The following is a 14329-nucleotide window of genomic DNA, read 5'->3' as shown; positions in this document are numbered from 1 at the left end:
GCCTTCGCTGCCGCGGCAGGCTACCGTCGGACCCATGCGGACCGCCTACACCTCCGAACAGATCCGCGCCGCCGAGCACGCGCTGATGGCGAGGCTCCCCGAGGGGACGCTGATGGACAGGGCCGCCGCCGGGCTCGCCGCGGTCTGCGCGCACCTGCTCGCCGGCTCCCGCGGCCGGGTGTACGGCTCCCGCGGCCGGGTGTACGGCTCCCGCGTGGTGGTGCTCGCCGGCGGCGGCGACAACGGCGGGGACGCCCTGTACGCCGGCGCCCGGCTGGCCCGCAGGGGAGCGCGGGTGGAGGCCGTCCTCGCCGGTTCGCGGGCCCATCAGGGCGGTCTGGCCGCGTTGCGGGAGGCGGGCGGCCGGACGCACCCGTACGACACCGCGGGGGCACGCGAGCTGGTCGCCGCCGCCGATCTCGTGATGGACGGCCTCGTCGGCATCGGGGGCGGCGGGGCGCTGCGGGAGCCGTACGGGACGCTCGCGGAGCTGACCGCCGAGGCCGCCGGCCTGGTCGTCGCGGTCGACGTGCCGAGCGGGGTGGACGCGAGCAGCGGACGGGTCGACGGGGCGGCCGTCCGCGCGCACATGACGGTGACGTTCGGCGCGTACAAGGCCGGTCTGCTCGTCGATCCGGGAGCCGAGCACGCGGGCGCGGTCGAGCTGGTGGACATCGGCCTCGGGCCCTTCCTGCCGGACCCCGAGGTGGCCGCGCTGACCGGCGACGACGTGGCCGACATGCTGCCCCGCCCCGGTGCGGACAGCGACAAGTACCGGCGGGGCGTCGTCGGGATCGCCGCGGGCAGCGACAGGTACACGGGGGCCGCCGTGCTCTCGGTCGGCGGCGCGGTGCGCGCCGGTGCGGGGATGGTGCGTTTCGCGAGTTCGGCGGAGCCGGTGCGGCTGGTCAGGGCCCGGTGGCCGGAGGCCATCACCACCGTGCTCGACCCGTCACTGGTGCTGAAGAGCTCACTGGACGAGGTCGGGCGCGTGCAGGCGTGGGTGCTCGGCCCCGGCCTCGGGACCGGACCGGAGGCGCACGCGGTGGCCCGCGCCGTGCTGTCCACCGGTGTGCCGGTGCTGGTGGACGCCGACGGGCTGACGCTCCTCGCCAAGGACCGCACGCTGCTGCGCCGGGCCGCCCCCACCGTGCTCACGCCGCACGCGGGGGAGCTGTCGCGGCTGCTCGGCGTGCCGCGCGAGCGGGTCGAGGCCGCGCGGCTCGAACACGTACGGCGGGCCGCCGCGGAACTGGGCGCGACGGTGCTGCTCAAGGGCTCGACCACGCTCGTCGCCGAGGAACACCGGCCGGTGCGGGTCAACACGACGGGGACGCCCTGGCTGGCCACGGGCGGCACCGGTGACGTCCTGTCGGGCATCGCCGGCGCTCTGCTCGCCGCCGGGATGACGGGGTACGACGCGGCCTCGTGCGCGGCCTACGTCCATGGGCTGGCGGCGCGGATCGCCGCCGGGGGCGGCGCCACGGGAGGCGGGCAGGCGCCGATCGCCGCCCTCGACGTCGCCCAGACGCTCCCCGAGGCCCTTCGCACGCTCTGACGTGCGGCGTCAGGGTGGGCGCGGTCACCCGGGTCCACCTGACACACTGGGAAAATGAGCTTCTCGACGGTGCACTCCGCCACCCCGGCCGAGGCGCGCGTGGACCTGTCCGCCATCCGGGACAACGTCCGGCTGCTGGCCGAGCGGACCTCCGGCGCCGATCTCATGGCGGTCGTCAAGGCCGACGCGTACGGCCACGGCGCCCTGCCCGTGGCGAAGGCCTGCCTGGAGGCGGGGGCGACCCGTCTCGGCACGGCCTTCGTGCGCGAGGCGCTGGCGCTGCGCGAGGCGGGGATCACCGCGCCGATCCTGTCGTGGCTCATCACGCCGGGCGAGCCGCTGGACGCCGCGCTGCTCGCGGACGTCGAACTGTCCGCCGGCGCGACGTGGGTCGTCGACGAAATCGCCGCGGCCGCCGGGCGCACCGGTCGTACGGCCCGGGTGCACCTGAAGGCCGACACCGGCAACTCCCGGGGCGGCGCCACCGTCGCCGACTGGCCGTCGCTGGTCGAGCACGCGCTCGCCGCGCGGGCGACCGGAGCGATCGAGATCGCCGGCCTGTGGTCGCACTTCGCGTGCGCCGACATCCCGGGCCATCCGTCCATCGCGCGCCAGCTCGCGACGTTCGATGAGGCCGTCGCCGTCGCGGGCAAGGCCGGTGTGCCGGGCGATGTCACCCGCCACATCGCCAACTCCGCCGCCACTCTCACGCTGCCGCAGGCGAGGTACGACATGGTGCGCCCGGGCATCGCGGTCTACGGCCTGAGCCCGGTCCCCGAGCTCGGCGACTTCGGGCTGCGCCCCGCCATGACGCTGTCGGCCCGGCTCGCGCACGTCAAGCGGGTCCCGCCCGGCTCCGGTGTGTCGTACGGGCACCTGTACGTCACCGAGCGGGAGACCACGCTTGGCCTCGTCCCTCTCGGGTATGCGGACGGCATCGCGCGAAACGCGACCAACCAGGCGGAGGTGCTGGCGGCGGGGAGCCGGCGGCGGATCGCCGGCCGGGTGTGCATGGACCAGTTCGTCATCGACCTCGGTGACGATCCGGCGGAATCGGGGGACGAGGTGATCCTTTTCGGGCCCGGGGACCACGGCGAGCCGACCTGTCAGGATTGGGCGGATTCCCTGGGCACGATTAACTATGAGATCGTGACGAGGATCGGATCCCGCGTGCCTCGCGTCCACCTGGACGAACGCTGAGCCGCGGCTGCGAGGAGGGCAGGCATGGGCACACGTCGCAAGGTCGGGATCGCCGGAGCGGTCTTCGGCGCGGCGTCGGCGGGGGTGGCCGCGGCCACGCTCGCCAAGAGGTACGCCGTGGGCCGTATCCGTCTGCGGCCGGACCTGGAGGCGAGTGAGCCCTTCGGCGAGCTGCGCGGCCGCCCGGTGACGCTCACGACCTCGGACGGCGTGAAGATCCATGCCGAGGTCGACGGCGTGGAGGACGCACCGCTGACGGTCGTGCTGTGCCACGGCTACTGCCTGTCCTCGGACTCCTGGCACTACCAGCGGCGCGACCTGCGCGACTCCTACCGGCTGGTGCTGTGGGACCAGCGCTGCCATGGCCTGTCGGCCCGCGCCCCGGCGAGCGACTGCACCATCGAGCGCCTCGGCGAGGACCTCGCGCTCGTCCTCGACGAGCTCGTTCCCGGGCCGTGCGTGGTCGTGGGCCACTCCATGGGCGGCATGACGATCATGGCGCTGGCGGAGCGGCGGCCCGAGCTGTTCGGGGACAAGATCCGCGGCGTGTCGCTGATCGCCACCTCGGCGGGCAAGCTCGCCGAGCTCACCCTGGGCCTGCCCGCCCTGGTCTCCAAGCTCGTCAACCTCGCGGTGCCGCCCGCCGTGTCGGTCATGCGCAGGAGCGGCGCGCTGGTCGACCGGGGCCGGCAGGCCGGCACCGACCTGTCGTTCCTGGCGCTTCGCCACCTCGGGTTCGGCGATTCCAAGAACGTCAGCCCGACCGTCGTGGACTTCGTCGAGTCGATGATCAGGGCCACCCCCTCCGAGGTGATCGCCGACTTCTACCCGGCGCTGATGTCGCACGACAAGCTCACCGCGCTCGACGTGCTGAACAAGGTGCCCACCGCGATCATCGTGGGGGAGCGCGACTGGCTGACGCCGCTCGACCACAGCAGGGCGATGGCGGCGGCCGCGCCGACCGCGCAGCTCACCACGGTGCCGGAGACGTCGCACCTCGTGCAGCTCGAACGGCCCGACACCGTGAACGAGGCGCTGCGCGAGCTGCTGAAGAGGGCCGAGAGGGGCAACACGTGACCACGGCCGAGTTCCGGGCCGCGACCGCGGAGGAGACGCGGGCGCTGGGCGCGCGGCTGGCCGCGCTGCTCGGGCCCGGAGACCTGGTCGTGCTGAGCGGGCCGCTGGGCGCGGGGAAGACGACGCTGGTGCAGGGCGTCGCGGAGGGTCTGAAGGTACGCGGCCCGATCACGTCCCCGACGTTCGTGATCGCCCGGGTCCACCCGTCCCTGTCCGGCGGGCCCGCGCTCGTGCACGCCGACGCCTACCGCCTGGGCGGCGCGCTCGAGGTGGACGACCTCGACCTCGACGCCTCGCTGGAGGAGTCGGTGACCGTGGTCGAGTGGGGCGAGGGCCTGGTCGAGGGCCTGTCGGAGGACCGCCTGGAGATCCACGTCGAGCGGGGCGCCGAGGGCGAGGAGCGCCGCGTACGGGTGACGGGCGTGGGCCCTCGCTGGTCCGAGATCTCCCTCGCCTGAGTCCCCCCTGCGAGTACGCATAAAGGCCGCAATCTGGGCTCTGACGTGCGGATGAGGAGCTGTGGGGACAAGCCGGGCGTCGTCCGTGCATGATTCAGACCGGTCCTCCGCACATCCTTGACGCCTGTCCGCACACCTGTGGATCATCGGGACCAAGGAAGATCCTCGGCCATGAGTCGGCAAGGATTTTCTGGGTAAGGGACCGGCGTGGAAGAGGTGTGCCGTTGAGCAGGATCACGCAGGTCGCCGTCGCGGGAGTCTTACTGTTCGGCGCGCTGGGCTGCACGGCGTCGGCCGAGACGGTCTCCGCCGACCCGACGATGACGCTGACCCCGGCCCTGCCGTCGCCGATCGTCTCGACGAAGCGGCAGGACGTGCGGGTGGAGGTCGATCCCAAGCGCGACGTCGGCGGGTCGACCAAGAGCATCCACATCACCGCCAGGTGCCCGCTGCCCCAGGGCGGCACCGACTACCGGGCGACCGCCCGCTCCGACGCCTTCACCGGGCTCGTCACGCTGGTGGCCCCGTCGCCGCCGTCGGCCACCCCCGGCGCCGCGGCCGTGCCGATGGTGCGCGGCAGCGCGACCATCAGGGCCGGAGCCAAGGCGGGCGGCTACCGCGTACAGGTGCGCTGCGAGGCCACCAACGACGTCGGCAGCGCGTCGTTCAGGGTCGTCGCGCCTGAGCCGGACCGCACCGAGGACCACACGAGGATTCCCACCCGGGCGCCGCACGCGGGCGGCGGCGGCACGGCGGCCGGAGGCCCCACGGACGACTCGGGCCTGCCCACCGGCGTCACCGTCGTCGTGCTCCTGGCCGCGCTCGGTGTCGGCATCGGCGTGGCACGCAGGCGCTCCGGAGCCTGACCTTGGCGCTGTCCACCCGGGGGGTGATCATCGCCGGGGTGGTCACCGGGCTCGTGTTCGCCGCGGTCGCCGGCGGCAAGGGGGAGACGGACCGGCCCGCCGCCAGGTCCTCCGTCGTCCCCAAGCGCATCGACATCCCCGCGCTGCGTCTCAAGGCTCCTTTGATGAAGCTCGGCCTGTCCGACGAGGGCGACGTCGAACTGCCGCCGTTCGACAAGCCGTCCACCGCGGGCTGGTACACGGGCAGCGCCGTGCCGGGCGACCCCGGCGCCTCCGTGATCATCGGGCACGTCGACACGAAGACCGCCCCCGCGGTCTTCTACCGGCTGCGCGACCTGCGCGAGGGCGCGGTCGTGAAGGTGGTCCGCAGCGACGGCAAGACCGCCTCCTACCGGGTCGACTCGGTGGAGCGCGTGCCCAAGGACGACTTCCCGGCCGAGCGCGTCTACACCGAGGACGGCCTGCGCCTGATCACCTGCGGCGGCGACTTCGACTGGTCGCGGCACGAGTACCGCGACAACGTCATCGTCTACGCCTCCCTGATCCGCGACGCCTGACATCGGGGGCGGGGATCGCCCGGGCGTGGTCGTCCGCCTCGGCACAGCGACTACGCTTGACCTCCGTGCTTGTCTTGGCCTTCGACACCGCCACTCCCGCCGTCACCGCCGCGCTGCACGACGGCCAGCGTGTGGTGGCAGAGTCGACGACGATCGACGCGCGGCGGCACGGGGAGCTTCTGGCGCCCGCCGTCGAGCACGTCCTGCGTGAGTCGGGTGTGACGCTCAAGGACGTCACCGCCATCGTCGCGGGTACCGGCCCCGGGCCGTACACCGGTCTGCGGGTCGGACTGATGACCGCTACCGCGCTGGCCATGACCGCCGGTGTGCCGGCGTTCGGGGTGTGCACGCTCGACGCCCTCGCCTATGCCGCGCGCGAGAGCGGGCCGTTCCTCGTCGCGACCGACGCACGCCGCAAGGAGGTCTTCTGGGCCCGGTACGGCGACCCGCGCACGCGGCTCGACGGGCCGCGCGTGGACCTGCCGCACGATCTGCCCGCCGAGCTGCCCGTGATCGGCGCCGGCGGCGCGATGTACGCCGGCGTCATCGGCCCCGGCCGGGTCCGCGGTCCCGAGCATCCCTCGGCCGGGGCGCTCGCGGCCCTGGCGGCCGAGCACCTCGCGACGCTGAGCGAGGAGGAGGCGGCGGAGATCGCCCGGGTGCCCGAGGGGCGCGTGGACTCGGTCGAGAAGGCGCGGGAGCTGGCCGTGCTCGGCCCGCCGCGGCCCATCTACCTGCGACGTCCCGACGCACAGGTGCCCGGGGCGCCGAAGCGGGTGACGGCGTGACCCGCCGAGAGGACACTCCGTGAGACAGACCGAGGTCGTCCTGCGCCAGATGACCCACGAGGACCTGCCCGCCGTGATGGAGATCGAGCGGACCACGTTTCCCGCGGACGCCTGGAGCGAGGCCATGATGCGCGGCGAGCTGGCCGACCAGCCGCGCACCCGCCACTACCTCGTCGCCGAGGTGGGCGAGCGCGTCGTGGGCTACGCGGGGCTGGCGGCCGCGGGCGACCAGGCCGACGTCCAGACGATCGCCGTCCTCGCCGGCCACCGGCGCGCCGGCATCGGGACCGCGCTGATGGACGCGCTGCTCGCCGAGGCCGTACGGCGCGGCGCGGTCTCGGTGTTCCTGGAGGTACGCGCCGACAACCCGCCCGCTCAGGCGATGTACGAGCGGTTCGGCTTCCGGCGGCTGGGCCTGCGACGGCGCTACTACGACGACGGGACCGACGCCATCACGATGGTGAAGGACCTCGGGCCACAACACGGAGAGATGGGGGGCGGACATGAGCGAGCGTAGCGAGCGTGACGAGCCGATCGTGCTGGGGATCGAGACGTCCTGCGACGAGACGGGCGTGGGCATCGTCCGGGGGCACACGCTGCTGGCCAACACCATCGCCTCCAGCATGGACGAGCACGCCCGCTTCGGCGGCGTGGTGCCGGAGGTGGCCTCGCGGGCCCATCTGGAGGCGATGACGCCCACGGTCGAGAGCGCGCTGGCCGCGGCGGGGCTGCGGTTCTCCGACATCGACGCGGTCGCGGTCACCGCGGGCCCGGGCCTCGCGGGGGCGCTGCTCGTCGGCGTGGCCGCCGCCAAGGCGTACGCGCTCGGGCTCGGCGTTCCGCTCTACGGGGTCAACCACCTCGCCGCGCACGTCGCGGTGGACCAGCTGGAGCACGGCCCGCTGCCCAAGCCCTCGATCGCGCTGCTGGTCTCGGGCGGGCACTCCTCGCTGCTCCTGGTGCCCGACGTGGCGCGGGACGTGATCTCGCTCGGGTCCACCGTGGACGACGCGGCCGGGGAGGCGTTCGACAAGGTGGCCCGGGTGCTCGGCCTGCCGTTCCCGGGCGGGCCGCACATCGACAGGGCCGCCCGCGAGGGGGCGGGCACGGCGGTGGCGTTCCCGCGTGGCAAGTACGACGACGGAACCCTGGACTTCTCCTTCTCCGGCCTGAAGACGGCCGTGGCACGGTGGGTGGAGGCCCGCGAGGCGGCGGGTGAGCCGGTGCCGGTGGCCGACGTCGCCGCGTCGTTCCAGGAGGCGGTCGTGGACGTGCTCACCCGCAAGGCCCTGCAGGCGTGCGCCCGCTACGACGTGAAGGACCTGCTGATCGGGGGCGGCGTGGCCGCCAACTCCCGGCTGCGGGCCCTGGCCCAGGAGCGCTGCGACGCGGCCGGGGTGCGCCTGCGGGTGCCGCGGCCCGGGCTGTGCACCGACAACGGCGCGATGGTGGCGACGCTCGGCGCCGACCTGGTGTCGGCGGGCGTCACGCCCTCCACCCTGGAGATCCCGGCCGACTCGTCGCTCCCGATCACCGTCGTCAACGTCTGAACGCGCACGGACGGCTCCCGCGGCCCGCGGCGTCCGTCCATCGCCCGAGCGAACGGCCCGGCCGGGTACGCGCGGCCGGGGTGGTCGGATCAGTGCCTCCGGGAGTCTGCTCAACGCCCCGAGGCGACAGGGCGGAGCGGTGCTCAGTCGGTATGGCCGCGGGCGGGACGCAGGAGGACCTCGGCGAGCGCCAGCATGGTCTCCTCCAGCGCGGCGAGGCGCCGGGCCACGTCGCCCCTGGCCGGTTCCATGGCGCGGGTGACCGCGTCCGAGACGGTCTCGGCGATCTGCTCACGGTCCGGCCTGCCGCGCACCGCCTCGGCGAGCGGCGCCATGGCCCCCGCCGTCAGCGTGAGGTCGGCGTTCATGCCCGCGATGGTGGTGCTCATCTCGTCCATGCCGGCGGCGACGTCGCGGACGCCGCTCCGCACCGCCTCGACCCCGCCGCCGACCGAGTCGATCCGTTCGACGACCACGGACTCCAGCCGCTCGGTGCGCTCGGTGAGCGCGGCGAGGGCCTTGTCGAGCCGGGTGAAACGCCCGGCGGCGGCCTCCATGCTCCCCTGGAACTTGCCGAGCCGGTGCGCGAAGTCGGCCATGCGGTCGGCGAGGCCCTGGGTCCGCCCGCCCACCTCGTCCACGTGGTCGCGCAGCAGTTCCACGTGCTGGGCCAGTCCCTCGGCCCAGGCGGGCGGTCTGGTGTTCATCTCGTCGAGCCGCTGGGTGATCGCCTCGAGAGTCGCGCCGAGGCCGCCCAGCTCGCGCTCGCGCACCTCGCGGAGGAGCCACTCCATGCCCTCCAGCCGCTGGCGGATCTCGTCGAGCACGGCGCCCTGCGTCCGCTGCTCGTAGACGTGGTCCTGCGCCGCCCGGGCGAGCAGTTCGCGCATCCGGTCGGAGATGGCGGTCTGGCTGCCCGCTTGGAGGAGGTTGTGGCTGGAATGCTCCACCGAGAATGCTCCTTCACTCGCCGAAACGTCGGTTCGGCCCGGTCTCGCGCAGGATGAACGAACAGGCGGCACGCCCGACGGCCAACTTTAGGCCCTGACCCGCGGCCATCAGGGGCGGAATGAGAAAGGCACCAATTGCCGGTGAATTACTCCGGTTTCACGCGTCAGCGCTGGTCATGGGCTGGCAAAGCAGGGCGAAGGGCCGCTCTCCGATGCGGGTCAGGACAATCACGAGGGAATTGTCGCCGGAAAGCCGCAAATCCTTGCGCAGCCGTTCGACGTCGACGGCGGAACCGCGCTTCTTGATCGTGACCGCGCCGACGCGCCGTTCGCGCAGCGCCGCCCTCAGCTGTTTGAGCGAGAACGGCATGACGTCGGTCACCTCATAACAGGACGCCCACTCCGTGCGTACGAGACGATCGCTCGTGATGTAGGCGATCTGGGGATCGACGAGGCGGCCGGACACGAGGGCGGCGACCTCGGCGACGAGGTGGGCCCGCACCGCGGCGCCGTCGGGCTCGTAAAGGTAGCGGCTCACCGGCCCGGTCTCCGCCTCCGCGCCGGACGCCGTGAGCGTGACCCCGGCAGGCAGCAGGGTGGCGCGCCGCCCGCCCGCTCCCATCCCGGTCCAGATCGCCGCCTCCTTCACCTCGCCGCGGTACGACACCCACTCGGCCTCGGCGCCCTCCGGGATGAACTCGTACGGGATGCCGGGAGCCACCTTCAGGCAGGCCGCCGGGGCACGGGCCACCAAATCGAGCACGACCGGCCAGGTGGGGGAGTACGCCATCGGGTCGAAGGTCCGTCCCCGCGCCCCACGCCTGGCGGGATCGGCGAACAGCAGGCCGTAGCCGCCGGGGTCGGCCAGCGCGGCGTCGCCCGTGCGGACGACGGCCAGGGAGGACAGGCCGAGCGCCGCCGCGTTGGCGCGGGCGACCTCCACGGTCAGCGGGTCGAGGTCCACGGCGTCCACGGCGCAGCCCGCCCGTGCCAGCGCGAGGAGATCGCCGCCGATCCCGCAGCAGACGTCGAGAACGGCGGGGCCGCCCGCCGGCTCTCCGCCGACCCGGATTCCGGCGGCCCGGATCCTGGTGGCGCGGTGTGCGGCGACCTCGGGGCGCGTGGCCTGCTCCAGCCCGTGCGGGGTGAAGTACATGACCGCGGCGTCGGGGCCGAACTTGGCCTCGGCCCGCCGCCGCAGCGACGCCTGGGTGAGCGCCGCCGCCGCCAGGTCGGCCGGGTGGCCGCGGCGCAGGGCGCTCGCGGCGGCCACCGGGTCGGCGCCGTCGGCGAGTATCCTCACGGCCTCGTCCAGGGCCCCGCGCCCGGTGGGCGTGAGCAGCATGCGGAAGGCGTCCAGGTCCACGCCCGCGACGCTACCGCCTGCCCGGCGCGTACGTCGGCCGCGGGCGTCGCCCTGTGGACGACCGCCGGAGCGGACGACGGCAGGGGGCCGGCCGTCGGGGACCGGCCGGAGCCGGCGGAACGGGAAGGCCGTGCCCGGCGGTCAGCAGGAGCGGACGTCGCCGAGCGAGGCGAGCAGCTTGCAGAGCAGCCCGGACAGCTGGGCCCGGTCCTCGTCGGTGAGGCCGGCCAGCATTCGCTCCTCGTTGGCCACGTGACCCGCGAGCAGGGCGTCGACCACCGCCCGGCCCTCGTCGGTGAGGGTGATCAGGACCATGCGGCGGTTGGACGGTGAGACCTTCCTGTGCACCAGTCCCTTGGCGACGAGGCGGTCCACCCGGTTGGTGAGCGCCGCCGAGCTGACCATCGCGGCGGTGGCGAGGTCGCTCATGCAGAGGCGGTGATCGGCATTGGACCGGAAGAGAGTCGCGAGCACGTCGAACTCCCACGGCTCCAGGTCGTGTTCGGAGAAGTACTCCTTGATGCCCTTCTCGAGCAGCCGGGACGCGCGGGAGATCCGCCCGGCCACCCCCATCGCCGAGCAGTCCACGTCAGGGCGCACTTGGGCCCACTGGCTGAGGATCTGGTCGACGGCGTCGTTGCCGGTGGCGCCGGTGCAGGTGGTGTCGGTGCAGGTGTCGTCGGTGCCGGTGCGGGTGCTGTCGTTCGCGAGGGTGTCGTTCATAGCGCGCGCGGCCTGGGTCCTCCGCCGCTCCTCCTCCACCGGCCATCGTAACCGAAACTTCGACGTTGAAATGTCGCTGGGGTATGCGCTACCGTCTGCGTCGAACAGTAAAACATCGAAGTGTTCGAGGTGGAAGAAATGAAGGTCCTGCTGCTCGGTGCCACGGGGTACATCGGCTCGGTGCTGGCGGAGCGCCTCGCCGAACACGGCCACGAGGTCGTCGCGCTCGTCCGTCCGAAGGCGCGCGACACCGCCGTGCCCGGCGAGGTGCGCCACGGCGACATCCGGGAGCCCGAGACGCTCCGCGCGGCGGTGACGCCGGACATCGACGTCGTCGTGCACGCCGCCAACCCCGTCGGGGACGAGGCGGTGGACGTCGCGGCGATCGAGGCGCTGGCGGGCGGCGGCGCGCGGCTCGTCTACACCAGCGGCGTCTGGGTGCTCGGCGCCACCACGGAGGCGGCGGGCGAGGACGCGCCGCCGAACCCCATCACCGCCTCCGTCTACCGGCCGCGGGTGGAGAAGCTCGTGCTCGACGCGGGCGGTGTCGTCGTCAGGCCCGGCATCGTGTACGGCCGGGGCGCCGGCATCCCCACGCTGCTCGCCTCCCCCGAGGGTGAGGACGGCCGGTACGTCCACGCGGGCGGCCCGGTGCCGACCTGGGCGACCGTGCACGTCGACGACCTGGCGGACCTGCTCGTGCTCGCGATCGAGAAGGCGGCGCCGGGGAGCCTCTTCAACGCCGTCGCCGAGGAGGCGGTGAGCGTCGCGGACGTGGCCGCGGCGGCGGGCCGCTCGGGCAAGGCGGTGGCGTGGCCGATCGGCGAGGCGGGCGAGGTGCTCGGCCGTCCGTTCGCCGAGGGCCTGGCCCTGAGCCAGGTGGTGAGCGGCGACCTCGCCAGGAAGGTCCTCGACTGGCAGCCGAGCCGCCCCGGCATCGTCGACGACGTCCGCTCCGGCTCGTACGCCTCCCGCGTCTGACCTGCGATGCCGGTTCGTGTTGACTGTCACGCGCCACTTGCATACTGTTTCGTGTTGGCACTCTGCCATTGAGAGTGCCAACAGCGACGAGACAGGTCTGACACCCGCGACGGCAGGCCGCTGGTCGCCTCTTCAGCTCATTCATCGCAATCTGAAGGGGAGGTCCGATCGTGACGACCGCCACCAAGGTTCCCGTTAAGCCGCTTGGCGACCGCATCGTGGTCCAGCCGCTTGAGGCCGAGCAGACCACCGCCTCCGGCCTGGTCATCCCGGACACCGCCAAGGAGAAGCCGCAGGAGGGCCGCGTCCTCGCTGTGGGTCCGGGCAACTGGGACGAGGACGGCGAGAAGCGCATCCCGCTCGACGTCAAGGAGGGCGACGTCGTCCTCTACAGCAAGTACGGCGGCACCGAGGTCAAGTACGGCGGCGAGGAGTACCTGGTGCTCTCGGCCCGCGACGTGCTCGCCATCATCGAGAAGTAGGCCGCGTCGGCCAGTGGAGCCCCGGGACACGCGCCCGGGGCTCCGCGCGCTCACAAGGAGACCTGAATGCCGAAGATCCTGGAGTTCGAAGAGGACGCGCGGCGCGCTCTCGAGCGTGGTGTGAACGCTCTCGCCGACGCAGTCAAGGTGACCCTCGGCCCCCGTGGCCGCAACGTCGTCATCGACAAGAAGTTCGGTGCCCCGACGATCACGAACGACGGTGTGACCATCGCTCGCGAGGTCGAGCTGGACAAGCCGTACGAGAACCTCGGCGCCCAGCTCGCCAAGGAAGTGGCGACCAAGACCAACGACATCGCGGGTGACGGCACCACCACCGCGACCGTCCTCGCCCAGGCCATGGTCCGTGAGGGCCTGCGCAACGTGGCCGCCGGCGCGCAGCCGCTGGGCCTCAAGCGCGGCATCGACAAGGCCGCGCAGGCCGTCAGCGAGCGGCTGCTCGGCAGCGCCCGCCACGTCGAGGACAAGAAGGAGATCGCCAACGTCGCCACGATCTCCGCGCAGGACGCGAAGATCGGCGGCCTGATCGCCGAGGCGTTCGACAAGGTGGGCAAGGACGGTGTCATCACCGTCGAGGAGTCCAACGCGATGGGCCTGGAGCTGGAGTTCACCGAGGGCCTCCAGTTCGACAAGGGCTACCTGTCGCACTACATGGTGACCGACTCCGAGCGCATGGAGGCGGTCCTCGAGGACCCCTACATCCTCATCACCCAGGGCAAGATCTCCTCCATCGCGGACTTCCTGCCGCTGCTGGAGAAGGTCGCCCAGACCAAGCGCCAGCTGCTGGTCATCGCCGAGGACGTCGAGGGCGAGGCCCTGGCCGTCCTGGTGACCAACAAGATCCGGGGCACCTTCACCTCGGTGGCCGTCAAGGCCCCCGGCTTCGGCGACCGCCGCAAGGCCATGCTGCAGGACATCGCCATCCTCACCGGTGGCCAGGTCGTCAGCGAGGAGATCGGCCTCAAGCTGGAGCACGTCGGCCTCGAGGTGCTCGGCACGGCCCGCCGCGTCGTGGTCAACAAGGACACCACCACGATCGTGGACGGCGCCGGCGAGGCCCAGGCGATCGAGGACCGCGTCCGCGAGATCAAGGTCGCGATCGAGCAGTCCGACTCCGACTGGGACCGTGAGAAGCTCCAGGAGCGTCTCGCGAAGCTGGCGGGCGGCGTGTGCGTGCTGCGCGTCGGCGCCGCGACCGAGGTGGAGCTGAAGGAGAAGAAGCACCGCCTCGAGGACGCGATCTCCGCGACCCGCGCCGCGATCGAGGAGGGCATCGTCTCCGGCGGTGGCTCCGCGCTCGTGCACGTGTCCAAGGAGCTCGACGACCTGGGCCTGACCGGCGATGAGGCCACCGGCGTCTCGATCGTCCGCAAGGCGCTGATCGAGCCCGCCCGCTGGATCGCCGAGAACGCGGGCCTGGAGGGCTACGTCGTCACCACCAAGATCGCCGCGATGAACGCCGGTGAGGGCCTGAACGCCGCCACCGGTGAGTACGGCGACCTCGTGGGCCAGGGCGTCATCGACCCGGTCAAGGTGACCCGCTCGGCCGTGCAGAACGCCGCGTCCATCGCCGGCATGCTGCTCACCACCGAGGCCCTCGTCGTGGACAAGCCCGAGGAGGAGGCTCCGGCCGCCAACGGCGGTCACGGCCACGGCCACGGTCACGGCCACTGATCGAGGCCGGGCGGCCCTCCCGGCCGTAGGCTCCGTAGCACTCCGCGCCCCGCGCCCGCCCGTAAGGGCGGACCGCGGGGC

Annotated in this window: 14 protein-coding genes and 1 pseudogene; 12 read left to right on the top strand and 3 right to left on the bottom strand. The window is 73.0% G+C overall.

Annotated elements, in window-relative coordinates; genetic code table 11:
- The first annotated feature begins 34 nt into the window (after positions 1-34).
- The 9 genes and pseudogenes from AAH991_RS10685 to tsaD all read left to right on the top strand — a co-directional run bounded on the left by AAH991_RS10685 (position 35) and on the right by tsaD (position 8054).
- Positions 35-1558, top strand: a complete 1524-nt coding sequence (locus tag AAH991_RS10685; RefSeq protein WP_346225610.1) for an NAD(P)H-hydrate dehydratase — start codon at positions 35-37, stop codon at positions 1556-1558.
- A 54-nt stretch (positions 1559-1612) separates the two neighbouring features.
- A complete protein-coding gene (gene alr, locus AAH991_RS10680) occupies positions 1613-2758 on the top strand; it encodes an alanine racemase (RefSeq protein ID WP_346225609.1) in 1146 nt (381 codons plus the stop codon).
- A 24-nt stretch (positions 2759-2782) separates the two neighbouring features.
- A complete protein-coding gene (locus tag AAH991_RS10675; protein WP_346225608.1) occupies positions 2783-3835 on the top strand; it encodes an alpha/beta fold hydrolase in 1053 nt (350 codons plus the stop codon).
- Positions 3832-4293, top strand: a complete 462-nt coding sequence (tsaE, locus tag AAH991_RS10670) for a tRNA (adenosine(37)-N6)-threonylcarbamoyltransferase complex ATPase subunit type 1 TsaE (RefSeq protein WP_346225607.1) — start codon at positions 3832-3834, stop codon at positions 4291-4293. Before AAH991_RS10675 ends, tsaE begins: the two co-directional genes overlap by 4 nt.
- A 224-nt stretch (positions 4294-4517) precedes the next feature.
- Positions 4518-5159: a hypothetical protein gene (locus AAH991_RS10665; RefSeq protein ID WP_346225606.1), complete on the top strand. Its 642-nt coding sequence runs from the start codon at positions 4518-4520 to the stop codon at positions 5157-5159.
- Positions 5160-5161: 2 nt separating this feature from the next.
- Positions 5162-5716, top strand: coding sequence for a class F sortase (locus AAH991_RS10660; RefSeq protein ID WP_346225605.1), 555 nt, complete (start codon positions 5162-5164; stop codon positions 5714-5716).
- Between the two features lie 65 nt (positions 5717-5781).
- Entirely contained in the window at positions 5782-6504 is a 723-nt protein-coding gene (gene tsaB / locus AAH991_RS10655) for a tRNA (adenosine(37)-N6)-threonylcarbamoyltransferase complex dimerization subunit type 1 TsaB (RefSeq protein ID WP_346225604.1), read from the top strand.
- 16 nt (positions 6505-6520) lie between these two features.
- Positions 6521-7021: pseudogene (rimI, locus tag AAH991_RS10650) on the top strand (ribosomal protein S18-alanine N-acetyltransferase); the annotation flags it as partial.
- Positions 7008-8054 carry a tRNA (adenosine(37)-N6)-threonylcarbamoyltransferase complex transferase subunit TsaD gene (tsaD, locus tag AAH991_RS10645; protein ID WP_346225602.1) on the top strand — a complete coding sequence of 349 codons (1047 nt, stop codon included), beginning with the start codon at positions 7008-7010 and terminating at the stop codon, positions 8052-8054. The pseudogene rimI and the gene tsaD, both read left to right, overlap by 14 nt.
- Positions 8055-8197: 143 nt before the next feature.
- On the opposite strand, the gene AAH991_RS10640 is transcribed toward tsaD, so the two are convergent.
- The 3 genes from AAH991_RS10640 to AAH991_RS10630 all read right to left on the bottom strand — a co-directional run bounded on the left by AAH991_RS10640 (position 8198) and on the right by AAH991_RS10630 (position 11093).
- A complete protein-coding gene (locus AAH991_RS10640; RefSeq protein WP_346225601.1) occupies positions 8198-9004 on the bottom strand; it encodes a hypothetical protein in 807 nt (268 codons plus the stop codon).
- 157 nt (positions 9005-9161) lie between these two features.
- Positions 9162-10370, bottom strand: a complete 1209-nt coding sequence (locus AAH991_RS10635) for a class I SAM-dependent methyltransferase (RefSeq protein WP_346225600.1) — start codon at positions 10368-10370, stop codon at positions 9162-9164.
- A 141-nt stretch (positions 10371-10511) separates the two neighbouring features.
- Complete coding sequence (locus AAH991_RS10630; protein WP_346225599.1) at positions 10512-11093, bottom strand: MarR family winged helix-turn-helix transcriptional regulator; 582 nt, start codon at positions 11091-11093, stop codon at positions 10512-10514.
- Between the two features lie 138 nt (positions 11094-11231).
- On the opposite strand from AAH991_RS10630, the gene AAH991_RS10625 reads away from it, so the two are divergent.
- From AAH991_RS10625 to groL, 3 genes are all read left to right on the top strand, one after another.
- Complete coding sequence (locus tag AAH991_RS10625; protein WP_346225598.1) at positions 11232-12074, top strand: NAD-dependent epimerase/dehydratase family protein; 843 nt, start codon at positions 11232-11234, stop codon at positions 12072-12074.
- Positions 12075-12244: 170 nt separating this feature from the next.
- Positions 12245-12556, top strand: a complete 312-nt coding sequence (gene groES, locus AAH991_RS10620; protein ID WP_030508383.1) for a co-chaperone GroES — start codon at positions 12245-12247, stop codon at positions 12554-12556.
- Positions 12557-12622: 66 nt separating this feature from the next.
- Entirely contained in the window at positions 12623-14248 is a 1626-nt protein-coding gene (gene groL, locus AAH991_RS10615) for a chaperonin GroEL (RefSeq protein ID WP_346225597.1), read from the top strand.
- The last annotated feature ends 81 nt before the right edge of the window (positions 14249-14329 follow it).

The organism is Microbispora sp. ZYX-F-249, from assembly GCF_039649665.1.
GTDB lineage: Bacteria > Actinomycetota > Actinomycetes > Streptosporangiales > Streptosporangiaceae > Microbispora > Microbispora maris.
This window is presented reverse-complemented; position numbering and strand designations above follow the sequence as displayed.